Here is a 21,900-nt window from a genome sequence, read left to right on the forward strand (position 1 = left end):
TCCCCACCAGCGGGAGGAACCATGACCCGACCCGACACCGCCGCCGCGCTCGCCGCGGTCGACGCCCACTTCGACGAGTTCGTCGAGGAACTGCAACAGCTCTGCCGCATCCGTAGCCGCCGACCCGAACCCGAGGAGATGGTCCGCACCGCCGAGTTCATCGCCGCCTCGGTACGCCGCTGGGGCGGGCAGGCCGACGTCGTCGACTGGGCGCACTCGTACCCGTACGTGCTGGCCGAGGTCCCCGGTGCCGGCGACCGGTCGCTGCTGCACTTCACCCACTACGACGTGGAGGTGGAACCGGCCGGCGACGACGCCGACTGGATCAGCCCCCCGTACGCGGCCGAGATCCACGACGGCCGGCTCTACGCCCGCGGCGTGGCCGACGACAAGGGCGCGCTGATGTCGCGCATCCACGCGGTGGCCGCCTGGCGGCTGGCCGGGCTGACCCCGCCGGTCACCAGCCGGTTCATCTTCGAGGGCAAGAAGTGGCTGCACAGCCCGGGCCTCGGTTCCTTCGTCACCGCCCACGCCGACCGGCTGACCAGCGACGGCACGCTCTGGGAGAACTCCTGGGTGGACGCACAGGACCGGCTGCTGCTCAAGCTCGCCGAGAAGGGCGTGCTCTACCTGCGGCTCACCGCGCGTACCCTGCCCCGGGACCTGACCAGCCAGAACACCGCGCTGCTGCCGGCGGCGACCGCCCGGCTGGCCGCCGCGCTGGCTCGCCTGCAGGAACCCGACGGCACGGTAACCGTGCCGGGCTTCGCCGACGACGTACGACCGCTCACCGACGCCGAACGCGACCTGCTCGCCGACGTGCACTTCGACGGGGACTTCCTGCGCCGCCGCGCCGGAGTGGACACCTTCACCGGTGGCCTGGACGACCAGCAGGCGGCCGAGGCGATCCGCACCGTGCCGACCCTCACCGTCACCGGCATCTCCGGCGGCGACATGCGCGACGACGTCACCCTCGGTATCCCGGCCACCGCCGCCGCGAAGCTGGAGATCCGGCTGGTGCCCGGTCAGGATCCCGACCGGGTGCTGACCGCCATCCGCGAGCACCTGGCCGCCACCGGCTTCGGCGACCTCGAGATCGAGGTGATGGCGACGAGCCACCCCAACCTGACCGACCACCGTGACCCGTTCGTCGCGCTGGTCGCCGACGCGGCCCGCCGGGTGTACGGCACCGAACCGGTGATCGAGCCGTACACCCAGTGGATCGGCAACCAGGGTGTGCTCGCCGGCCGCCCGATCGTCGGGGTCGGGGTGTCCCGGGCCGACTCCGGGGTGGACGGCCCCAACGAGAACATCCGCCTGGACGACTACCGGGCGGGCATCAAACACGTGGTGGAGGTCATGGCGGCGATGGCGGTGCAGGAATGACCCGGGCACGCGGAACCGGCCGACGCGGCTACGTCGACGTGCCGTGGGGCCAGGTGCACTACCGCACGGCCGGCGCGGACGACGCCCCGGTGCTGCTGATCGTCCACCAGTCGCCGCTCTCCTCGGCCACCTACGACGCGGTACTGACGCCGCTGGCCGACCGGGGACTGCGGGTCGTCGCCCTGGACACCCCCGGCTTCGGCATGTCCGACCCGCCGCCGCGCCCCTGGTCGATCCCCGAGTACGCGGCCGGGCTGTGGCAGGCCGCCGACGCCCTCGGCCTGGGCCGGGTGCACCTGCTCGGGCAGCACACCGGCGCGATCGTCGCCGCCGAGGCCACCCTGCGCGACCCGGGCCGGGTGCACCGGCTCCTCCTCCAGGGCCTGCCGCTGTACGACCAGGCCGAACGGCAGCAGAAGAAGACGTCGTACGCCCCGGGCTACCGTCCCGACCGCGACGGCAGCCACCTGCGGGTGATCTGGGAGCGGGTGTACGGCCTCTACCCCCGGCTCACCCCGGCGGAGGCGGACCGGCAGGTCGCCGAGTACCTGCTGACCGGCCCGGACTACGCCACCGCCTACCGGGCGGTCTTCGACCACGAACTGGACACCGACGCGCTGGGCCGCACCGGCGTGCCGACGGCACTGCTGCACGGCGACGTCGACCTGGTGCACCGGTTCACCCCGGTCGTGCGGGCCGCGTTGCCGCACGCACCGCTGGTCACCATCGCCGACGGCACCGACTTCGTCGCCGACGAACAGCCCGAGGCGTTCGCCGACGCCGTCGCCGCCCAACTCGGCGTGCCCGGGGAGCCGGTCCGGTGAGCGGCGCGACGGTCCCGGTCGAGGTGATCTACACCGCGTCGGTGCGGGTCAGCGGCGGACGGGGTGGCCGGGCCGAGTCGCTGACCGGCACCCTCCAGGTCGACCTGACCCGTCCCGCCCAGCGGGGTCCACAGGCGCCCGGCACCGATCCGGAGGAACTCTTCGCCGCCGGCTACGCCGCCTGCTTCGACAGCGCCCTCGCCGTCGCGGCCAGGCTGGAAGGGGTCCGCACCGGCCCGACCAGCGTGACCGCCTCGGTGTCGTTGGGCCCCACCGACGACGGCCGGTACGCCATCGCCGTGACGTTGGTGGTGTCCGCGCCCGACTGCCCACAGGACCAACTGGACCTCGCGGTGGCCGCCGCCGACCGGCTCTGCCCGTACTCCAACGCCCTACGGGGCAACACCACCGTGACGATCCAGGCCGATGGACGGCGCTGACCCGCGCGGGACCGCACTGGTGACGCCGACGGCGCCACCGGGCGGCACCACGCCCACCACACCGCTGGCCCTGGCGACCGGCCTGGTCCTGCTCTACCTGGTGTGGGGGTCCACCTACCTCGGCAACCGGATCGCGCTGGAGACCCTGCCGCCGCTGGCGTCCACCTCGGCCCGGTTCCTGGCCGCCGGTGCGGTGCTGTTCGCGGTGGTCGCGGTGCGGCGTGGGGCAGCCGGGCTGCGGCTGCCCCGCCACGAGTGGGCCGCCGTGGCGGTGACCGGGACGCTGATGGTCGGCGCCGGCAGCGCGCTGCTCGCCATCGGCCAGCAGCACGTCCCCTCCGGACTGACGTCGCTGCTGGTCGCCGGGATGCCGGTCTGGGTACTGCTGATCCGCTTCGGCACCGGGCAGCGTCCGGCGCCGCTGGCCGTCGCCGGGGTGCTCGGCGGGCTGGCCGGGCTGGTGCTGCTGCTGGTCGCCCCGACCGAGCGGTGGCATCTGGCCGGGATGCTCACCATCGTGGCGTCCACCCTGGTGTGGGCCGCCGGCTCGATGCTGGCCCAGCGGCTGGCCATGCCCGCCGACCATCTGGTCGGCACCGGCTGGCAGATGGTCGCCGGCGGTACCGGGGTGGCGATCGCCGGCCTGTGCACCGGCGAGTGGGCCGAGCTGCGGTTGGCCGCCGTGTCCGGCCGGTCCTGGCTGGCCTGGACCTACCTGATGGTGGTCTGCACGGTCCTCGGCTTCAGCGTCTACACCTGGCTGCTGCGCCGCGCGCCGCTGCAACTGGCCGCCACCTACGCCTACGTCAACCCGGTGGTCGCGGTACTGCTCGGCATGGCGGTGCTGGACGAGCGGCTGACCGGCCGGCAACTGCTCGCCGGAGTCGTGGTGCTCTCCGCCGTGGCGCTGGTGGTCGCCCGGGAACGGCCGCGACGATGGGCGGGCCTGCCGCCGGCCACGCCCGCACCGCCGTGAGTCGGCCGCCGGCTCCGCAATCCGGGTACGCAGACAGTGAGGACAGACATGACCACGACGACGCTCGCCGAGCGGGACGACACCCGCGTACGCTCCGGCCTCGGCCGGGCCCTCGACGTCATCAACATCATCGCCGAACGGGCACCGGAGACGCTCGGCGTGTCGACGATCGCCCGGGAACTGTGCCTGCCCAAGGCGGTGGCGTACCGGATCCTGAAGGAACTGGTGGCCGACGACTTCCTCAGCTTCAACGAGGACACCAAGCGTTACCGGCTCGGCGCCGGCGCGCTCGCGGTGGGCCTGGCCGCGCTGCGTGCCCTGGACGTGCCGGACACCGCCCGTCGCTACCTGGTCCGGCTGGTCCGCGACAGCGGCGAGACGGCGACCCTGTCGGTGCGGCAGGGCTGGCTACGGGTCTACATCGACCAGGTGCTCTCACCGCACGAGGTACGCATGTCGGTGTCGCTGGGCACCAGCCACCCGCTGCACTCCGGATCGTCGTCCAAGGCGATCCTGGCCGCGCTGCCCGAGGTCGAGGTCGAGGAGTACCTCGCCCAGCCGATGCGGTCGGTCACCTCGGCCACCATCACCGACCCGCTGGCGTTGCGCGCCGAACTCATCCGGGTCCGGCAGCAGGGTTACGCGGTGAGCATGGGGGAGCGGCAGAGCGGGGCGGGCAGCGTCGCCGCGGCGGTGCGGTACGGCACCGGGCAGATCTTCGGCTCCATCTCACTGTGCGGGCCGCAGGACCGCTTCACCCCACAGGTCTGCGCCGCGCACGGCGCACTGGTCGCGGCGGCGGCGCACGAGATCTCCGCCGAACTGGGTTACCGGGTGCCGGCCGCCCGCAGCCCCGCCGACCAGGACTAGTCAGCCGGAACGACCACACACCGCCGGGCGGGGGAATCCCCGGCCCGCCCGGCGCCGACACCGATTCCGGGGGAAGGGGAGGTGGGTCCGGTGACCGACGGACCGCTCACCGGCGTACGGGTCCTGGACGTCTCGACGATCCTGGCCGGGCCGCTGTGCTGCCAGATCCTCGGCGACTTCGGCGCCGACGTGATCAAGATCGAGCACCCGACCGCCGGCGACAGCATGCGCGGACACGGCAAGGCCAAGGACGGGCACCCGCTGTGGTGGAAGGAGATCTCCCGCAACAAGCGCACCGTCGGGCTGAGCCTGTCCACCCCGGAGGGCGCCGCGCTGCTGCTGCGGCTGGCCGAACACGCCGACGTGCTGGTGGAGAACTTCCGGCCGGGCACCCTGGAGCGCTGGGGCATCGGCCCGGCGGACCTGCACCGGGTCAACCCCGGCCTGGTCATCGCCCGGATCACCGGCTTCGGCCAGACCGGCCCGTACGCCGGCCGGGCCGGCTTCGGCACCCTGGCCGAGGCGATGAGCGGGTTCGCCCACCTCACCGGCACCGCCGACGGGCCACCCACCCTGCCCGCGTTCGGACTGGCCGACAGCATCTGCGGCATCGCCGCCTCGTCGGCGGTGCTGATGGCGCTCTGGCACCGGGAACGCACCGGCGGCACCGGCCAGGTCGTCGACCTCAGCCTGCTGGAACCGATCATGGCGGCGGTCGGTCCCGGTCCCACCGTCTACGACCAGTTGGGCGTCGTCGAACAGCGACACGGCAACCGGTCCACCCACAACGCCCCCCGCAACACCTACCGCACCAGCGACGGCGCCTGGGTGGCGGTGTCGACCAGCGCCCAGGCGATCGCCGAACGGGTACTGCGGCTGGTCGGCCACCCCGAGGTGATCGACGAGCCGTGGTTCCGCACCGGTGTGGGCCGGGCCGCGCACGCCGACGAACTCGACTCGTACGTCGGCGACTGGATCGGCCAGCGGACCCGCGACGAGGTGAGCCGGGCGTTCACCGAGGCGGGCGCCGCCGTCGCCCCGGTCTACGACGCCCGGGACATCGTCGAGGATCCGCACGTCCGGGAGACCGGCATGCTCGCCGTGGTCGACGACCCCGATCTCGGACCGATGCGGATGCACAACGTGATGTGGCGGATGTCGGCCACCCCCGGCCGGATCCGCTTCACCGGGCGCGCCCGTGGCGCCGACACCGACTCCCTGCTGATCGACGAACTCGGCTGCGACCCGGCCGAGATCGCCGACCTCCGAGCCCGCGACATCGTCTCCTGACGTCGCCGACCCTGCTGAAACGCGAGGAACCGTGACCATCACCGCAAGGCCCGCCGATCGCCTGCTCGACGCCGTACGCGGCGGCGCGCAGATCTACGACCTCGGCCGGCTGCTCACCATCGGCATGCCGCAGTCACCGAACCACCCGGCGTACTGGCTCAGCATGCCCCGCCGGCACGGCGACATGGTCCGCGCCGACGGCGGTTCGGCCGCGAACGACCTGCTGGTCATGGGCACCCACGTCGGTACGCACGTGGACGCCCTCGCCCACGTCTCCCAGGACGGTCGGCTGCACGGCGGGGCCGACGCGGCCCAGGCGCAGACCGGCGGCCGGTTCACCGAACTCGGGGTGCACACCGTGGCACCGATGCTGCGCCGCGGGGTGCTGCTCGACATCCCGGCGGTGCTCGGCGAACCCTGCCCGGCCGGGTACGAGATCACCCCGGACGACCTGGCCACCGCGGCGACCCGCCAGGGCACCCCGGTGGAGCCGGGCGACGTGGTGCTGATCCGCAGCGGCTGGGGTCGGCACTTCGACCACGAGGACCGGCGGGTCTACGTCGGACACGACTCCGGGGTGCCGGGTGTCGGCGAGGCCGGGGCGCGGTGGCTCGCCGCGCGGCAGGTGCACGCCGCGGGCGCCGACACCATCGCCTTCGAGTGCCTGCGACCGGGACAGGGCCACACCAGCCTGCCCGCGCACCGGGTGCTGCTGGTCGAGCACGGCATCTACCTGATCGAGACGATGGCCCTGGAGGAGATCGCCCGCGACGCCGTGCACGAGTTCACCTTCGTGATGACCCCGTTGCCGTTGTACGGCGCCACCGGCTCGCCGGTGCGGCCCCTGGCGGTGGTCGGCCGTGGCTGAGCGGACCCTCGGGCAGCAGCTGGCCGCCTTCGCCGTGGACACCCCCGCCGCCGACCTGCCGCCCGAGGTGGTCGACAGCGTCCGCCAGCGGGTGCTGGACGTGGTCGGGCTCTGCGTGGCCGCGTACCCGCTGCCGACCAGCCGGGCCGCCCTGGCCTACGTACGCGAGCAGGGCGGCCGGGGACAGGCCCGGGCGATCGGACTGGCCGAACCGGTACCGGCCGCGCTGGCCGCCTTCGCCAACGGCGTGCTGGCCCACTCGCTCGACTACGACGACACCCACCTGCCGTCGGTGCTGCACCCCAGCGCCTCGGTGGTACCGGCCGCGCTGGCCGCCGCCGAGGCCACCGGGGCCAGCGGTCGGGAGACCGTCGCCGCCATCGCCGTCGGTATCGAGGTCTGTGTCCGGCTCGGCATGGCCGGCTACGACCGCGCCGCCGGCAACTCGGTCTTCTTCGAGCACGGCCAGCACGCCACCTCCATCTGCGGCACCCTCGGCGGCGCGGTCGCCGCCGCCCGGCTGTTCGGGCTGGACGCCGGGCAGGCCCTGGACTCGCTCGGCGTGGCGGCGTCGATGGCCGCCGGCCTGATCGAGGCCAACCGCACCGGCGGCACGGTGAAGCGGATCCACTGCGGCTGGGCCGCGCACGCCGCGGTGAGCGCCGCCGCGCTGGCCCGGCACGGCATCACCGGCCCGCCGACGGTGCTGGAGGGCCGCTTCGGCTTCTTCCAGGCGTTCCTGCGCGGCGAGTTCGACCCGGCGGAGGTCGTCGACGGGCTCGGCACGAAGTGGGCGGTGCCGGGCATCTTCTTCAAGCCGTACCCGGCGAACCACTTCACCCACGCGGCGATCGACGCCGCCATCGCGCTGCGGGAACGGGGACTGGCCGTCGACGAGATCGACACGATCACCCTGGGCGTACCGACCCCGGTGATCCGCACCATCGGCGCGCCGATCGAACGCAAGCAGGCGCCCCGCACCGGTTACGAGGCACAGTTCAGCGGCCCGTACGCGGTGGTCGCCGGACTCTACGGGGGCGGCGTCCTGGGCGTCGGCCCGGACGACTTCACCGACGCCCTCGCCGTCGACCCGGACCGGCGGGCGTTGATGGCGCGGGTGCAGGTAGTACCCGACGAACGGTGCGACGCGATCTTCCCGTACCAGTTCCCGGCGGTGCTGCGGGTACGCACCCGCGACGGCCGGACCTGGACCGAGGAGGTGCTGGCCAACCGGGGCGGGCCACAGCGTCCGCTCTCCACCGCCGAACTGGCCCGCAAGTTCCACCACAACGTCGCCGGACGGCTCGCGCCCGACATCGCCGGCCAGGTCGAGCAGGAGATCGGCCGGCTGGACCGGGCCGCCGACGTGCGCCGGTTGACCGACCTGCTCGCCGTCGTGACCACCACCCCCACCACCCCCACCACCGCCGGTACGCCGGCACCGGCCCGCGCCTGACCGCTTCGAGGAGTGTGACGATGAGTTCCTTCGACCTGTTGCTGCGCAACGTCCGCGTGGTCCGGCACGACCGGCCCGACGCCGAGCCGGCCGACATCGCCGTCGCCGACGGCCGGATCGTGCGGGTGGCGCCCGGTATCGACCCGACACTGGCCAGCACCGTCGTCGACGGCGGCGGCCGGCTCGCCTTCCCCGGTGTGGTCGACGCCCACCAGCACTGGGGCATCTACAACCCGCTGAGCGAGGACACCGGCTCGGAGAGCCGGGCCAGCGCCCAGGGCGGGGTGACCACCGCGCTGACCTACATGCGGACCGGCCAGTACTACCTCAACCGGGGCGGGCGGTACGCCGACTTCTTCCCCGACGTGCTGGCCGCCAGCGCCGGCCGCTCCTACATCGACTACGGCTTCCACCTGGCGCCGATGATGAGCGAGCACATCGACGAGATCCCCGAGCTGGTGGACCGGTTCGGCGTCACCTCGTTCAAGATCTTCATGTTCTACGGCAGTCACGGCCTGCACGGCCGCTCCGCCGACCAGAACTCGTTCCTGATGATCCCGGAGGGCCAGCGGTACGACTACGCGCACTTCGAGTTCGTGATGCGCGGGGTGCAGGCGGCCCGGGAACGCTTCCCCGAACTCGCCTCGGAGATCTCGCTGTCCCTGCACTGCGAGACCGCCGAGATCATGAGCGCCTACACCCGGAAGGTGGAGCAGGAGGGCAAGCTCAGCGGGCTGGAGGCGTACCACGCCTCCCGGCCGCCGCACTCCGAGGGCCTCGCCGTCTCGATCGCCTCCTACCTGGCCCACGAGACCGGCCTGCCCACCATCAACCTGCTGCACCTCTCCTCGGCCAAGGCCCTGGACGCGGCGCTGCGGATGGCGCAGGCGTTCCCGCACATCGACTTCCGCCGCGAGGTCACCATCGGGCACCTGCTCGCCGACATCACCACCGCGCACGGCCTCGGCGGCAAGGTCAACCCGCCGCTGCGCCCGCGCGAGGACGTCGAGGCGCTCTGGGGGCACCTGCTCCAGGGCCGGGTGGACTGGGTCGTCAGCGACCACGCCTGCTGCCGCGACGAGCTGAAGTTCGGCAACCCGCGCGACGACGTGTTCCTCGCCAAGTCCGGCTTCGGCGGCGCCGAGTACCTGCTGCCCGGGCTGCTCACCGAGGGCCGCCGTCGCGGTCTGCCGCTCTCCGCCGCCGCCGCGCTCACCTCCTGGAACCCGGCCCGGCGGTTCGGCCTGGCCAGCAAGGGCGCCATCGCCGAGGGCTACGACGCCGACGTCTGCCTGGTCGACCCGGACCACACCTGGACGGTACGCGCGCAGGACTCCGAGTCGACCCAGGAGTACACGCCGTTCGAGGGGTTCGAGCTGACCGCCCGGGTCACCGACACCTTCGTCCGGGGCGAGCACGTGCTGGTCGACGGCAAGGTGACCGGCGAACCGCAGGGCCGGTACGTGCCCCGGGCCGGCCGGTAGGCCAGCGGTGTCCCACGTCGCCCGCAGCTACCTGTACGTCCCCGGTGACCGCGACGAGCTGCTCGGCAAGGCGGCCGGGCGGGGCGCCGACGCCCTCGTGCTCGACCTGGAGGACGCGGTCGCCCTACCGGCCAAGCAGCAGGCCCGGGACACGGTCGCCGGATACCTGCGCGCCGCGCCGGCCGGGGCGACCCACTGGGTACGCGTCAACAGCGACCAGTTCGAGCGGGACCTGACGGTCCTCGACGCGTCGACCGCCGGAGTCTGGGTACCGAAGGCCGAACCGGAGCTGCTGCACGAGGTCGACCGGGCGCTGCTGGCCACGGAGGCCCGACTCGGCCTGCCGGAGCGGACGTTGCGGGTGGTGCCGCTGGTCGAGACGGCCCGGGGCGTGCTGAGCTGCGCGCAGCTCGCCGCCGCGCCCCGGGTGCTGCGGCTGGGCATCGGCGAGGCCGATCTGGCCGGCGAACTCGGCCTGCAACCGGACGCCGACCGCACCGAGTTCGCCGCGATCCGCTCGCAGGTCGTGGTGGCCTCGGCGGCCGCCCGGATCATCCCACCCGTGGGTCCGGTCGAGACCACCCTGCGTGACCTCGACCGGCTGGACCGGACCAGCCGTGCCCTGCTGCGGCAGGGTTTCCGGGCCCGCACCGCCGTGCACCCCGGCCAACTCGCCACCATCAACGCCGTGTTCACACCCGACGCCGGGGAGGTGGCGACCGCCCGCCGGGTGCTCGACGCGATGGCCCGGGCCGAGCGGGACGGCTCGGGGGTGGCCGTGGACGACGACGGTCGGCTGCTCGACCGGGCGGTGGTCCGGGGCGCGGCGGAGGTGCTCAGCCGAGCCGACGGGCAGCGATAGCCCGCCGGGGTCGAGGCAGCCCACGGCCCCGCGCACGCCGCCGGCCGTGGCGGTCAGGCGGGCCGGCGCAGGATGCTCACGGCGAAGTCGGCGTCGGCGCGCCACGGGCGCAGGTCCCAGGTGGCGAAGCGGTGCTCCAACAGCAGCCCGGCACCGGCCGCGTCGGCGTCGAAGTCGACCAGCGGGTAACCCCGCTCGGTGCCGAAGCCGACCGCGACCACGCCGTCGGGTCGCAGCTGGGCGGCCACCCGGCCCAACACCGCGCGCTCGGTACCGGCGGCGACGAAGGCCATCACGTTGCCGGCCAGCACGGCCGCGTCGAAGGGTTCCGGGTGGCCGGCCGCCGCCAGGTCCAACTCCGCCAGGTCGGCGACCAGCCAGCGGGGCCCAGGGTGGTCGGCACGGGCCGCCTCGATCAGCACCGGGTCGGCGTCGACCCCGACCACCGTGTGGCCCCGGGCGGCCAGCTCGGCGCCGACCCGGCCGGTACCGCAGCCGGCGTCCAGGATCCGCGAGCGCGGCGGCACCAGCGTGTCGAGCAGTCGTGCCTCCCCGGCCAGGTCGGCGCCCTCGGCCGCCAACTGCCGGAACCGGTCGACGTACCACTGGGAGTGGTCGGGACCGGTGTCGGTGGCCCAGCGGGTCGGGTTGCCGGCGGCGGTGCGGTGCTCACTCATCGGACCACCGTAGCCAGCGACGTTCAGGGCAGCCGGGCCACCGTCACGAACTCGTTGTAGGTGAACACCCGGCCGGTGACGCGCGGGAACGGGAACGAGTACTGACGCAGCACGGTCAGGCCGAGTGCCCGGCAGTCCTGCGCCGCCTCGGCGAAGCCGACGAACCGCACGTGGGACGCGTCGCTGCGGTAGCCGCGTTCCTGCGGGGTGATGAAGACCGCCCGGCCGCCGGAGCGGACGAAGGGCAGATACCCGGCGACCACCTCGCGGGCCTGTTCGGCCGGCATGTGTTCCAGCAGGTGCGCGGCGAGCAGCGAGTCGAAGGCGTCCGGGCGGGCGTACTCGGAGGCGAGGAACTCCTGCGTGGTGTACGCCCGAAGGCCCAACGCCCGGCTGTGCGCCACCGAGGTCGGGTTGTGGTCCACCCCGACCGCCCCCTCGCCGAGGTTGACCAGGTTGCGGCCGAGACCGGAACCCACGTCGAGGGCGCGCCCCAGTCGCAGCCGCCGCAGATGCCACCGGTACGGCGCCTGCACGTCCAGGATCCGCTTCCACCGCGCGCCACCGAGCTGCTGCAACCGTTGGGTGTAGTCCTCGCCCTCGGTGCCGGTGGGACCCTGTCGCGCCTGCCTCATCCGGGGCTCCTTCGCCTCGTCGTGCCACTCGACCCGCGGCGCCCCCGTACGCATGGACGGCGCGGTCGATCGAACGCCTTCGACCGATATGCGCCGGTTCCTAGCCTATCCCGTGATCGACGTCACCGGGAGACGGCAACCGGACCGGTACCGGTGCGACCCGACCGGCGTCGCCGTCGACCTCGACCGGCACGCCGTCCGGCGGCGCCGCCATCGCCTCCCGGACCCCAGTACGACGGGCAGACCCAGGGGCCGCCAGGAGAACGCCAGCAGCCTGGCCGTGGAGCTGGCGCAGACCGGCGCCCGGGTGCTGGCCGAACTCGGTGACCTGGCCGGCGAACTGGTGCCGCTGACCGCGGCGCTGACCCGGTTCGGCGGGTACGCCGAGCGGTTCGCGGCGGCCCTGGACCGCGCCCGGGCCGGGCAGCGGCAGTGGGTGGCCGGCGTCGGTGTCGCCTCCTGCCACGCCGTGTGGATGGAACTGCACGAGGACCTACTGGCCACGCTCGGCCTGGCCCGTGGCGGGCGACCGGAGAGTCGGTAGGTTCCCTGGGTGGCCACTCGACACCTCTACCTGGTACGGCACGGTGCCGCCGACGAGTTCGGCGAACTCCGGGAAGCCGGCTACCGACAGGCGGACCTGCTCGGCCGGCGGCTCGCCGGGCTGCCGATCGACACCGTCTGGCACTCGCCGCTGCCGCGCGCCGCGGCGAGCGCCCGCACCCTGGCCCGGCACCTGCCCGGCGTGCCCGTCGCCGAGGCCGCCGAACTCGTCGACCACGTGCCCTACGTACCCGGCCCGGCCGAGACACCCCCGGCCTGGGTCGACTTCTTCACCGGGTTCGACCCGGCCGAGGCCGCGGCGGGCCGCCGCCTCGCCGAGGCGTTGCTGGCGCGGTTCACCGAGGCACCCGAGGCGGGGCAGGCCGACACGTACGAGGTGCTGGTCACGCACGCCTTCCAGATCGCCTGGCTGGTCCGGGACGCGCTGGCCTGCCCACCGGTCCGGTGGCTCAGCCTGGGCAGCGCCAACACCGGACTCACGGTGCTCGAGTACCGCACCGGCCGGGCACCCCACCTGATGATGTTCAACGACCTGAGCCACCTCCCCGGTGAGCTGCGCTGGACCGGCTTCCCGACCGCCGTACGGCCCTGACCAGCATCAGCCGGGCGGTGGGGCGGGCGCGGCGAGGGCCGGACCGGCCGGGTCCTATCCTGGAGCCCAGCGCTACCGGGATGTGACACATGGTGAAACAGGTTGTTCCGTCGGTCGGGCCGGGGGAGAACCCGACCGTCGAGTCCGCACCGCGGGACCGCGCCGCGCTCGTCGCGCTGGCCCGGGCCACGCTCGACGGCAACTGGGAGCACGACCACACGGTGCCCTCCCGCACCCTCTACCCGCACCAGTGGAGTTGGGACTCGGCGTTCATCGCGATCGGCTGGGCCCACGCCCGTCCTGAGCGCGTCTGGTCGGAGCTGACCAGCCTGTTCGACGCCCAGTGGCGCGACGGGCGGGTGCCGCACATCGTCTTCAACCCCGCCGTCTCCGACGCCGCCTACTTCCCCGGGCCGGGTTTCTGGGCCACCGGATCGGTCGACGCGGCGCCGCCGACGGCCACCTCCGGGCTGGTCCAGCCGCCGGTGCACGCCCTGGCCGCCTGGCACGCCTACCGCCGGGCACCGTCCGATCAGGCGCGTGCCGCGCTGGCCCGGCTCTACCCCCGACTGGTGGCCCAACAGCACTACCTGGCCAGCCACCGTGACGTGGGCGGCGCCGGGCTGGTCAGCATCGTGCATCCGTGGGAGTCCGGACTGGACAACAGCCCGGCCTGGGACGATCCGATGGCCGCCGTGCCGGCCGAGGCGGCGGTGCTGCGGGCGTACCGGCGCCGCGACATCGTGCACGCCGCCGCCGCGCACCGGCCCACGGACCTGGACTACGCGCGGTACGTCGCGATCGTCACCGCCTACCGCGCGGCCGGCTACCGCGACGGCGACCTGGCGCACCGGCATCCGTTCCTGGTGGAGTGCCCGTTGTTCAACGCGGCGCTGGGCGCCGCGGAACACGCCCTGGCCGGCATCGCCGGTGAGATCGGCGCCGATCCGGGGCCGCACCGGGAGCGCGCGGCCCGGATCACCGCGGCCGTGGTGGACCGCCTGTACGACCCGACGACCGGTACCTTCCACCCGCGTGACCTTCGTACCGGTCGGCTGACCGCGGCCCGCACGGTGCTCGGGCTGACGCCGCTGATCCTGCCCGACCTGCCGGCGCGGCAGGTCGAGGCGGTTCTCGTCGAGGCCCGCTCGGCCCGGTTCGGGCTGGCCACGGCGATGCCCCGACCGCTGCCCAGTCACGACCGCACCGCCGTCGACTTCGAGCCGCAGCGCTACTGGCGCGGCCCCAGCTGGATGAACATCAACTGGCTGGTCCGGCAGGGGCTGCTCGGGCACGGGCACGCCGCGCTGGCCGCCGGACTGGGTGCGTCGATGGTGCAACTGGCCGCCGTCGCCGGATGCCACGAGTACTTCCATCCGGACACCGGCGCCGGCCTCGGCTCCCCGGCGTTCAGTTGGACCGCCGCCCTCCTGCTGGACATCCTCGCCGAGGACTGAGCAAGGGCACCTTGGTTAACGCCCGGTGCACAGCCGGGGCCCCCGGCTGACACCTTGACCGAGCAGTGTCGCGGACCACGGGCGGGATGCGCCCGGCAGGTAGGTTGCTGGCCAGGGGCGGCCCCGCGCGGCGCGACGGCGCCGCAACGACCCGGATGGACGGAGGGGTGATGAGTCGGGACAGCTACGACGAGCAGCTCGACCGACTCACCGGCATGCTGGCGACGATGAGCCGAGACGCCGGTGCGGCGATCCGGGGTGCCAGCGCCGCCCTGCTCGACGTCGACCGGGGCGCGGCCGAGGCGGTGCTGGCCGGCGACGCGGTGCTGGACCGGCGGCGGGCCGAGGCGGAGGCGATGATCCCCGAGCTGCTCGTCCGGCACCAGCCGGTCGCCTCCGACCTGCGCCTGGTGGTGTGCGCGCTGCGGATCGCCGGCGCCCTGGGGCGGATGGGCGACCTTGCCGGACACATCGCGAAGGTGGTCCTGATGCGGTACCCGGTGGGGGTCGTCCCGCAGCCGGCGGTACCCGTGCTCACCGAGATGGCCGACGCGGCGGCGCGGATCGCCGACAAGACCGCGCTGGTGCTGGCCACCCGCGACCAGCTCGACGCGATGCAACTCGGGCTGGACGACGACGAGGTCGACGCCGCCCAGGAACGCCTCCTGGCGATGCTCGTCGCCGGCTGGCCGTACGGGGTGGAGTCGGCGATCGACCTGGCCCTGGTCGGCCGCTACTACGAGCGGTACGCCGACCAGGCCGTCAACGTCGCCCGCCAGGTGGTGTACCTGGTGACCGGGACCATCCGGCTCTGACGCGACCGGCTGGGTGACCCGTGCCGCCGCGCCGAGGGCCGGCTGGACTGCGCCGGGAGCGGGGCGGTACGCGCCGCGACGGGTGGCGCATTCCGGGCATCCGGTGCGCTCGGCCGGAGAACGTCACATCCCGTCGCCGGTCGGCCACCACCGGAGCCGCCAAGTTCATGTTTCGTTCACCTGGTTCCGGGGGGCCGGCTACCTGGGCCTCCTAACTTGACTCGCGTACGGCCCGGACGGGCTGATGCACCCCGATAGAGAGGCTTACCTGGTGAACCGCAACGTGCTCTCGCGGCGCGTCCTCGCCGGCGTCGCGCTTGCCGCGCTCGCGCTTACCGGCTGTGCAAGCAACGACAACAGCACGGAGCCGGGCGGCAGCGGCGGCGACAGCGCTTACGCGAACCTGTCCGGCGAGTTGAAGGCGTCCGGCGCCAGCTTCCCCGACGCGTACTACCAAGAGGTCATCGAGGAGTTCAAGGGCGCGGCCGCCAACGTGACGGTCACCTACAACGCGACCGGGTCGGGCACCGGAAAGAAGCAGTTCGGTGAGGGCCTGGTCGACTTCGCCGGCACCGACAGCCTGGTCAAGGACACCGACGGGGTGACCGCCGGTTCGTTCCTCTACGTACCGACGGTGGCCGCGCCGATCACGGTCTCGTTCAACCTGCAGGGCGTCGACAAGCTTCAGCTCAGCCCGGAGACGCTCGCCAAGATCTTCCAGGCCGACATCAAGACCTGGGACGACGCGGCGATCAAGGCCGACAACCCGGGCGTCGAACTGCCCAGTACCCCGGTCGTCGTCGCGCACCGCTCGGACGGCTCCGGCACCACCAACAACTTCACCAAGTACCTGGACGCGGCCGCGGCCGGCACCTGGAAGCTCGGCAGCGGTGACACGGTCAACTGGCCGGCCAGCACCCAGGGCGGCGAGAAGAACACCGGTGTCGCGCAGATCGTGCAGCAGACCAACGGCGCCGTGGGCTACGTCGACCTGAGCGACGCCAAGGCCACCGGCCTGAAGTTCGCCGCCATCAAGAACAAGGACGGCCAGTTCGTCGAGCCGACGCTCGACGGTACGACCGCCGGCCTGGAGGGTGCCGAGATCGCCGCCGACCTGAGCTACAACCCGCTCAACGCCGCCGGTGCCACCGCGTACCCGATCACCGCGCCGACCTTCATCATCGTGAAGACCTCGTACGGCGACGCCGCCAAGGCCGAACTGGTCAAGGGCTTCCTCAAGTACCTGCTCAACGACGGCCAGGAGTTGGCCAAGGAGATCGACTTCGCGCCGCTGCCCGCCTCCCTCAAGGAGAAGGCGCTGGCCCAGGTCGACAAGATCCAGGGCTGATCAGGATCGAGATCGCTAGGGCGGTCCAGCTGGGGACGGGATCACACGATCCCGTCCCTAGCGGAGTACCTGAGCTGGAGTGAAGATGACCTTGACGAACAAGTCCCCCGCCTCCCCCTCGACGCTGACCCGGCGCGGCAGCAGCGCCGTGGGCGACCGCGTCTTCTCCTGGTGGACGCTCGGCACCGGGCTGCTGGTGCTGGCGGTCCTCGGACTGATCCTCATCACCACCGTCCGGGAGGCCTGGCCCGCGCTCGACGCGATGGGCCTGCGCTTCCTCACCGAGCGCACCTGGGATCCGAACCCGGCGACCGGTGACGCCGTCTTCGGCGCGCTGTCGTTCGCCTACGGCACCGCCATCTCGTCGTTGATCGCCCTGCTGTTCGCCGTGCCGATCTCGATCGGTATCGCGTTGTTCCTCACCGAGCTGGCGCCGCGCCGGCTGCGCGCCCCGGCGGTGACCGTGATCGACCTGCTCGCCGCCGTACCATCGGTGGTCTTCGGCCTCTGGGGCATCCTGGTCGTCGCCCCCGCCCTGGTGCCGGTCTACCAGTGGTGCCACGACGTCCTCGGTGGCGTTCCGGTGCTCGGCAACCTGTTCGGCCCGGTGGTCAGCGGGCGCAACTACATGACCGCGGGCCTGATCCTGGCGATCATGGTCACGCCGATCATCACGTCGATCACCCGCGAGGTGTTCAGCACCGTCCCACGGGCCGACAAGGACGCCGCGCTCGCGCTCGGCGCCACCCGCTGGGAGATGATCCGCGGCGCCGTGTTCCCGCACAGCTTCGGCGGCGTGGTCGGCGCGGTGATGCTCGGCCTCGGTCGGGCGATGGGGGAGACCATCGCGGTGGCCCTGGTCATCGGCGGCTCCACCAACATCACCGCCAACCTGTTCGCCCCCGGCAACTCGATGGCCGCCGTCATCGTGCAGCAGTTCGGTGAGTCCACCGGCACCTTCACCGCGGCCCTGATCGGCCTCGGCGTCGTGCTGTTCGCGATGACCGTGCTGATCAACGTGCTCGCCCAGACGGTGGTCCGTCGGGCCGAGGCCCGGATGAAGGGAAGCGTCGCGTGACCGTCACCGCGGCACCCGCCACCCGCCCGACCGCCGACCGGCCCGACCTGACCCGGGCCGCCCTGTCCGGGCGCCGCCGGTTCACCAACCGTCTCGCCACGGCCGCCATCTGGGGGGCCGTGCTGCTCGCCGTCGTCCCGCTGGCCCTGGTGACGTACACGGTCGTCTCCAAGGGCGCCGGGGTGATGAGCCCGAGCTTCCTGACCGAGGACATCCCGAACTCCTACCGCCGGGTCGGCGGCGGCATGGCACCGGCGATCATCGGCACGCTGCTGATCACCGGTGCCGCCGCGCTGATGGCCATCCCGCTCGGCGTCTTCGGCGCCATCTACCTCAACGAGTACGGCAAGCAGCGCCCGCTGGCCCGCCTGATCCGGCTGATGGCCGACGTGATGACCGGCGTGCCGTCGATCGTGATGGGCCTGTTCATCTACATCGCCTGGGTGCGGCTCGTCGGTCAGTTCACCGGCTTCGCCGGGGCGCTGGCCCTGGCCTGCCTGATGCTGCCGGTGGTCATCCGCAGCAGCGAGGAGATGCTCCGGCTGGTCCCCGAGGAACTGCGGCAGGCGAGCATGGCGCTCGGCGCCCGCAAGTGGAAGACCACCCTCACCGTGGTGCTGCCGGCGGCGATCTCGGGCATCACCAGCGGTTCGCTGCTGGCCGTGGCCCGGGCGGCCGGCGAGACCGCCCCGATCATCATCGTCACCGGCATCGCCTTCTCGCCCAACTGGAACCTCTTCGACGGCTCCAACACGGCGCTGCCGGCGCAGATCTTCCGTAACGCCAGCACCTCGTTCCCCGCCGCCCAGGACCGGGCCTGGGGCGCGGCCCTGACGCTCATCGTGATCGTGCTCGGCTTCACGATCATCGCCCGTTTCATCTCGAGCCGGTTCGCCATCAAGGAGCGCTGACATGGCCAGCAACGACACCGACCTGACCACCCGCCCGTCCGTCGCGGTGCACGCCCCCGGCAGCACCGCCGCCGGCGCCGAGACCACCACCGCGCCGGTGATGCAGCTGCGCGACGTCAGTGTCTACTACGGCAGCTACGAGGCGGTCCGCGGCACCAGCATGCCGATCCAGCAGAACCAGGTCACCGCGATGATCGGGCCGTCCGGCTGCGGCAAGTCCACGGTGCTGCGGGCACTCAACCGGATGAACGACCCGATCCCCGGTGCCCGGGTCAGCGGCGACGTCCTGTACCACGGCCAGGACCTGTACGCCAGGGACGTCGACCCGATCCAGGTCCGCCGCCGCATCGGCATGGTGTTCCAGAAGCCCAACCCGTTCCCGAAGTCCATCTACGACAACGTGGCGTACGGGCTGCGGATCAACGGCATCAAGGGCCGGCTCGACGACCACGTGGAGGCGGCGCTGACCCAGGCCGCGCTCTGGGACGAGGTCAAGGACAAGCTCCGCAAGAGCGCCCTGGCCCTGTCCGGTGGTCAGCAGCAGCGGCTGTGCATCGCCCGGACCATCGCGGTCAAGCCCGAGGTCATCCTGATGGACGAGCCCTGTTCGGCGCTCGACCCGATCGCCACCGCGAAGATCGAAGACCTGATGTTCGAGCTGACGAACGACTACACGATCGTGATCGTCACGCACAACATGCAGCAGGCGGCCCGGGTCAGCCACTACACCGCCTTCTTCACCGCCGAGGTGGACGACAAGCAGGTGCGCCACGGCCGGCTGGTCGAGTTCAGCCAGACCGGCAAGCTCTTCACCAATCCCGCCGACAAGCGTACGGAGGACTACATCACCGGTCGCTTCGGCTGAGGCCGTGGGCGGCGGTCGATGGTGGGTCGCGGCGGTGCCCGGCGGCACCGGGACGCGGCCACCGGGGCCGCCTCTTCTGTCCAGCAGTGCGGTGGACCGTCCGACCCGACGAGCCGAACGTCGTGCCGGGCCTGAACCTGAACCGGAGTCGGGGTGCGATGAACAATCTCGTCGAGGTCACCAGGAGTGACCACCGATCCGACGGGCGTTTCGTGCTGCTCGTGGTGGACGACGACGAGGGCGTCGGTGCCGCGCTGGTCGCGCAACTGGCCGACCACCGGGTACGCGGACACCACTATCCGCACGCCGCCGAGGCCCTGCTGGACGCGGGCGCCCTGCAACCGGACGCCGCGATCGTCGCCGCCGGGCTGACCACCATGAGCAGCACCGAACTGGTCCGGCTGCTCGCCCGCCGGGCCGGCATCCCGACCGTGGTCGGGGTGGGTGACGACGACGGCGGGGTCGCGGTGGCGGCGCTCAAGGCAGGCGCCACGGCCGGCGTCCGGCGCCCGTACCGGGCCGAGGAGGTGCTGCCGATCCTGCGGGCGATCCGCCCGGAGACCGCCGGCGCCCTCGACCCGCCGATCGAACTCGGCGGGCTGCGGGTGGACCCGGCGACGTTCGAGGTGAGCCAGCACGGCCAGATGGTGGCGCTGCCGTTGAAGGAGTTCCGGCTGCTCTACTACTTCATGAGCCACGCCGAGCGCACCGTCACCCGCGAGCAACTGCTCGCCGCCGTCTGGGGTGCCGTCGCCGACGACACGTCCAACACCCTGACCGTGCACATCAAGCGGCTGCGCCGCCGGCTCGCGCTGGACGGCGACCAGGCTCCGATGATCGTGACCGTACGCGGGCTGGGCTACCGGTTCGTACCCGCCACGGCGACTCCCTCAGCCTCGTGAACAGCGAGCCCGGCCCGCCGTCCGGAATCACCACGACCGGGACCGCCCCGGAGGGGATGGTGCTGGTGGCGGTGCCGCTGGCATACGTGCCGCAGGTGGCCCGCCTGCTGGCCGACCTCGACGCCCGGCAGCGGATCCCACCGGTGCCGCGACACCGTCCGGCGCCGGAGCGCCGGGTGACGGACTGGACCGTCGACGAGTTGCGCCGGCTGGGCCAGGGCCGCAGCGCCACCCACCGTACGGTGGCCGTCGTGCTCGACGCGCTCGCGGCCGAGCCGGGCCGGCAGTTCACCGTGCGCGAGCTGAGCCAGGTCACCGGACGGCCACGACAGAAGATCATCGGGGCGATGGCGGGGCTCACCCGGTTGCTGAAGGCGCACCATGACTACGCCGGGCGGGGCCTCCCGTTCGAGCGGGTGGCCGGCCGGTCGGAGGCGCCCCGGGAACTCGCCTACCGGCTGGACGCCGAGCGGGCGGCCCGCTGGCGGGAGGCCCGCCCGTCCCGGTCGGCCGGGAACCGGTCGCCGTAGGTGGGTCCGGCCGGCACCGAGCGGGTGTCGGGGGAGCGGTCGTTTACCGCCGGTGGGCCGGGGTAACCAGCGCAGCGCTCACGACGGGAGGGTGCCGTGCGGTTTCCCCTGTTCGTCGACGCGGTGTCGCGTCGCTCCGGCCTGTCGCCCGAACTGTCCGCGGTGGTGGCCCGCGCGGTGCTGGGCACCGTGGCGGAGCGGATGACCGGCGGCGCGTCCAGCGACCCGACCGGCTACCTGCCGCAGGAGTTGAGCGGCGGACCGGCGTCCCCGATCGCACCCGAGGAGTTCCTGCGCCGGGTCGGCGAGCGGGCCGGGGTGGACGAGCAGACGGCGGGTGTCGGCGCCGCGGCGGTCTTCGCGACGTTGCGCGAGGCGGTCACCGTCGACGAGTTCCGGGAGCTGGTCGCCCGGCTACCCGGCGCTGCCGGTCCGATCTTGGGTCCGGACGACGGGCACCCGTAGCGCGCCAGCCCCGGCCGCCCTGGACCTCGCTGCCGCCGCACCGCTGCCGCCCGCGCCGGGCTGCCAACCGGGGCCGCCCTGCCGGTGGGCCGTCCGGCGAGTACCGATAGGCTGCCCGCCGTGGCAGGTCTGTTGAGGAGTGTGGCGGCCCGCGTCGGCGCGGTGATCCCGACGCCCCGCCGTTCCGGGCCGAGTCCGGCCAAGGTCGCGCGGCCGCGCCAGGTCACCGCCCTGCAACGCCGGGAGCTGTCGTACGCCCCGGAGCCCGACGGGCAGGCCGACCCGGGGGAGATCGTCTGGACCTGGGTGTCCTACGAGGACGATCCCCGCCAGGGCAAGGACCGGCCGGTGCTGGTGGTGGGACGGCACAGCCGGACGCTGTTCGGGCTGATGCTCTCCAGCCGTGACCGCGACGGCGAGCGGCACTGGCTGGCGCTCGGGCCGGGCGAGTGGGACCGGGACAAGCGACCCAGCTGGGTACGGCTGGACCGGGTGCTGACCATGCGCGAGGACGGTATCCGACGCGAGGGTGCGGTGCTGGACCGGCCCCGCTTCGACCGGGTCTGCCAGGCGCTGCGCGCCGGCTACGGCTGGCACTGAACCGC

Annotated in this window: 24 protein-coding genes; 22 read left to right on the top strand and 2 right to left on the bottom strand. The window is 73.1% G+C overall.

The window, feature by feature from the left end:
- Positions 1–21 precede the first annotated feature (21 nt).
- The 10 genes from D2L64_RS15510 to D2L64_RS15555 all read left to right on the top strand — a co-directional run bounded on the left by D2L64_RS15510 (position 22) and on the right by D2L64_RS15555 (position 10,456).
- The gene (locus tag D2L64_RS15510; protein WP_119577131.1) at positions 22–1,386 is read left to right on the top strand and encodes a M20/M25/M40 family metallo-hydrolase; all 1,365 of its coding nucleotides are present in this window, start codon (positions 22–24) and stop codon (positions 1,384–1,386) included.
- Positions 1,383–2,210 (top strand): alpha/beta fold hydrolase, encoded by an 828-nt coding sequence (locus D2L64_RS15515; RefSeq protein ID WP_119577133.1) that lies wholly within the window; start codon positions 1,383–1,385, stop codon positions 2,208–2,210. The genes D2L64_RS15510 and D2L64_RS15515 overlap by 4 nt, the downstream gene beginning before the upstream one ends.
- The gene (locus D2L64_RS15520; protein WP_119577135.1) at positions 2,207–2,650 is read left to right on the top strand and encodes an Ohr family peroxiredoxin; all 444 of its coding nucleotides are present in this window, start codon (positions 2,207–2,209) and stop codon (positions 2,648–2,650) included. Before D2L64_RS15515 ends, D2L64_RS15520 begins: the two co-directional genes overlap by 4 nt.
- Complete coding sequence (locus tag D2L64_RS15525; RefSeq protein ID WP_119577137.1) at positions 2,637–3,626, top strand: EamA family transporter; 990 nt, start codon at positions 2,637–2,639, stop codon at positions 3,624–3,626. Before D2L64_RS15520 ends, D2L64_RS15525 begins: the two co-directional genes overlap by 14 nt.
- 48 nt (positions 3,627–3,674) lie before the next feature.
- On the top strand, positions 3,675–4,496 hold the full coding sequence (locus D2L64_RS15530; RefSeq protein WP_119577139.1) for an IclR family transcriptional regulator: 822 nt from the start codon (positions 3,675–3,677) through the stop codon (positions 4,494–4,496).
- Positions 4,497–4,586: 90 nt separating this feature from the next.
- Positions 4,587–5,786 carry a CaiB/BaiF CoA transferase family protein gene (locus tag D2L64_RS15535; protein ID WP_119577197.1) on the top strand — a complete coding sequence of 400 codons (1,200 nt, stop codon included), beginning with the start codon at positions 4,587–4,589 and terminating at the stop codon, positions 5,784–5,786.
- A gap of 31 nt (positions 5,787–5,817) precedes the next feature.
- Positions 5,818–6,654: a cyclase family protein gene (locus D2L64_RS15540; protein WP_119577141.1), complete on the top strand. Its 837-nt coding sequence runs from the start codon at positions 5,818–5,820 to the stop codon at positions 6,652–6,654.
- Positions 6,647–8,110, top strand: a complete 1,464-nt coding sequence (locus tag D2L64_RS15545; protein ID WP_119577143.1) for an MmgE/PrpD family protein — start codon at positions 6,647–6,649, stop codon at positions 8,108–8,110. The genes D2L64_RS15540 and D2L64_RS15545 overlap by 8 nt, the downstream gene beginning before the upstream one ends.
- A gap of 20 nt (positions 8,111–8,130) precedes the next feature.
- Complete coding sequence (locus tag D2L64_RS15550) at positions 8,131–9,594, top strand: dihydroorotase (RefSeq protein WP_119577145.1); 1,464 nt, start codon at positions 8,131–8,133, stop codon at positions 9,592–9,594.
- 7 nt (positions 9,595–9,601) lie between these two features.
- Positions 9,602–10,456: an HpcH/HpaI aldolase/citrate lyase family protein gene (locus tag D2L64_RS15555; protein ID WP_119577147.1), complete on the top strand. Its 855-nt coding sequence runs from the start codon at positions 9,602–9,604 to the stop codon at positions 10,454–10,456.
- Between the two features lie 53 nt (positions 10,457–10,509).
- Here D2L64_RS15555 and D2L64_RS15560 read toward each other — a convergent pair whose 3' ends face one another.
- Positions 10,510–11,133, bottom strand: coding sequence for a class I SAM-dependent methyltransferase (locus D2L64_RS15560; protein WP_119577149.1), 624 nt, complete (start codon positions 11,131–11,133; stop codon positions 10,510–10,512).
- A 23-nt stretch (positions 11,134–11,156) separates the two neighbouring features.
- The gene (locus D2L64_RS15565; protein ID WP_119577199.1) at positions 11,157–11,768 is read right to left on the bottom strand and encodes a methyltransferase domain-containing protein; all 612 of its coding nucleotides are present in this window, start codon (positions 11,766–11,768) and stop codon (positions 11,157–11,159) included.
- Positions 11,769–12,048: 280 nt separating this feature from the next.
- Here D2L64_RS15565 and D2L64_RS15570 point away from each other — a divergent pair, with 280 nt between their 5' ends.
- The 12 genes from D2L64_RS15570 (at position 12,049) to D2L64_RS15625 (ending at position 21,895) form a co-directional block, all read left to right on the top strand.
- Positions 12,049–12,312, top strand: coding sequence for a hypothetical protein (locus D2L64_RS15570; RefSeq protein WP_233558968.1), 264 nt, complete (start codon positions 12,049–12,051; stop codon positions 12,310–12,312).
- A gap of 9 nt (positions 12,313–12,321) precedes the next feature.
- The gene (locus D2L64_RS15575; protein ID WP_119577151.1) at positions 12,322–12,924 is read left to right on the top strand and encodes a histidine phosphatase family protein; all 603 of its coding nucleotides are present in this window, start codon (positions 12,322–12,324) and stop codon (positions 12,922–12,924) included.
- Positions 12,925–13,013: 89 nt separating this feature from the next.
- Positions 13,014–14,381 carry an MGH1-like glycoside hydrolase domain-containing protein gene (locus D2L64_RS15580; RefSeq protein WP_233558969.1) on the top strand — a complete coding sequence of 456 codons (1,368 nt, stop codon included), beginning with the start codon at positions 13,014–13,016 and terminating at the stop codon, positions 14,379–14,381.
- Positions 14,382–14,551: 170 nt separating this feature from the next.
- Positions 14,552–15,196, top strand: coding sequence for a phosphate signaling complex PhoU family protein (locus D2L64_RS15585; RefSeq protein WP_119577153.1), 645 nt, complete (start codon positions 14,552–14,554; stop codon positions 15,194–15,196).
- 271 nt (positions 15,197–15,467) lie between these two features.
- Positions 15,468–16,544 (top strand): phosphate ABC transporter substrate-binding protein PstS, encoded by a 1,077-nt coding sequence (pstS, locus tag D2L64_RS15590; protein WP_119577155.1) that lies wholly within the window; start codon positions 15,468–15,470, stop codon positions 16,542–16,544.
- 85 nt (positions 16,545–16,629) lie between these two features.
- Positions 16,630–17,622, top strand: coding sequence for a phosphate ABC transporter permease subunit PstC (gene pstC, locus D2L64_RS15595; protein ID WP_233558970.1), 993 nt, complete (start codon positions 16,630–16,632; stop codon positions 17,620–17,622).
- Positions 17,619–18,533, top strand: coding sequence for a phosphate ABC transporter permease PstA (gene pstA, locus D2L64_RS15600; RefSeq protein ID WP_119577159.1), 915 nt, complete (start codon positions 17,619–17,621; stop codon positions 18,531–18,533). The genes pstC and pstA overlap by 4 nt, the downstream gene beginning before the upstream one ends.
- Position 18,534: 1 nt before the next feature.
- Positions 18,535–19,398 (top strand): phosphate ABC transporter ATP-binding protein PstB, encoded by an 864-nt coding sequence (gene pstB, locus D2L64_RS15605; protein WP_119577161.1) that lies wholly within the window; start codon positions 18,535–18,537, stop codon positions 19,396–19,398.
- Between the two features lie 158 nt (positions 19,399–19,556).
- The gene (locus tag D2L64_RS15610; RefSeq protein WP_119577203.1) at positions 19,557–20,300 is read left to right on the top strand and encodes a response regulator transcription factor; all 744 of its coding nucleotides are present in this window, start codon (positions 19,557–19,559) and stop codon (positions 20,298–20,300) included.
- Positions 20,297–20,830, top strand: coding sequence for a hypothetical protein (locus tag D2L64_RS15615; RefSeq protein ID WP_233558971.1), 534 nt, complete (start codon positions 20,297–20,299; stop codon positions 20,828–20,830). The genes D2L64_RS15610 and D2L64_RS15615 overlap by 4 nt, the downstream gene beginning before the upstream one ends.
- A 96-nt stretch (positions 20,831–20,926) precedes the next feature.
- Positions 20,927–21,295 (top strand): DUF2267 domain-containing protein, encoded by a 369-nt coding sequence (locus D2L64_RS15620; RefSeq protein ID WP_119577163.1) that lies wholly within the window; start codon positions 20,927–20,929, stop codon positions 21,293–21,295.
- Between the two features lie 120 nt (positions 21,296–21,415).
- Positions 21,416–21,895 (top strand): type II toxin-antitoxin system PemK/MazF family toxin, encoded by a 480-nt coding sequence (locus tag D2L64_RS15625; protein WP_119577165.1) that lies wholly within the window; start codon positions 21,416–21,418, stop codon positions 21,893–21,895.
- Positions 21,896–21,900: the final 5 nt, after the last annotated feature.

The sequence above is a fragment of the Micromonospora radicis genome (assembly GCF_003583405.1).
Taxonomy (GTDB): domain Bacteria; phylum Actinomycetota; class Actinomycetes; order Mycobacteriales; family Micromonosporaceae; genus Micromonospora; species Micromonospora radicis.

Excerpts from the sequence above, each read along its gene's own strand:
- D2L64_RS15510 (WP_119577131.1), top strand. The coding sequence starts at position 22 with ATGACCCGACCCGACACCGCCGCCGCGCTCGCCGCGGTCGACGCCCAC.
- D2L64_RS15515 (WP_119577133.1), top strand. The coding sequence starts at position 1,383 with ATGACCCGGGCACGCGGAACCGGCCGACGCGGCTACGTCGACGTGCCG.
- D2L64_RS15525 (WP_119577137.1), top strand. The coding sequence starts at position 2,637 with ATGGACGGCGCTGACCCGCGCGGGACCGCACTGGTGACGCCGACGGCG.
- D2L64_RS15530 (WP_119577139.1), top strand. The coding sequence starts at position 3,675 with ATGACCACGACGACGCTCGCCGAGCGGGACGACACCCGCGTACGCTCC.
- D2L64_RS15550 (WP_119577145.1), top strand. The coding sequence starts at position 8,131 with ATGAGTTCCTTCGACCTGTTGCTGCGCAACGTCCGCGTGGTCCGGCAC.
- D2L64_RS15560 (WP_119577149.1), bottom strand. The coding sequence starts at position 11,133 with ATGAGTGAGCACCGCACCGCCGCCGGCAACCCGACCCGCTGGGCCACC.
- D2L64_RS15565 (WP_119577199.1), bottom strand. The coding sequence starts at position 11,768 with ATGAGGCAGGCGCGACAGGGTCCCACCGGCACCGAGGGCGAGGACTAC.
- D2L64_RS15580 (WP_233558969.1), top strand. The coding sequence starts at position 13,014 with ATGGTGAAACAGGTTGTTCCGTCGGTCGGGCCGGGGGAGAACCCGACC.
- D2L64_RS15585 (WP_119577153.1), top strand. The coding sequence starts at position 14,552 with ATGAGTCGGGACAGCTACGACGAGCAGCTCGACCGACTCACCGGCATG.
- pstC (WP_233558970.1), top strand. The coding sequence starts at position 16,630 with ATGACCTTGACGAACAAGTCCCCCGCCTCCCCCTCGACGCTGACCCGG.
- pstB (WP_119577161.1), top strand. The coding sequence starts at position 18,535 with ATGGCCAGCAACGACACCGACCTGACCACCCGCCCGTCCGTCGCGGTG.
- D2L64_RS15610 (WP_119577203.1), top strand. The coding sequence starts at position 19,557 with ATGAACAATCTCGTCGAGGTCACCAGGAGTGACCACCGATCCGACGGG.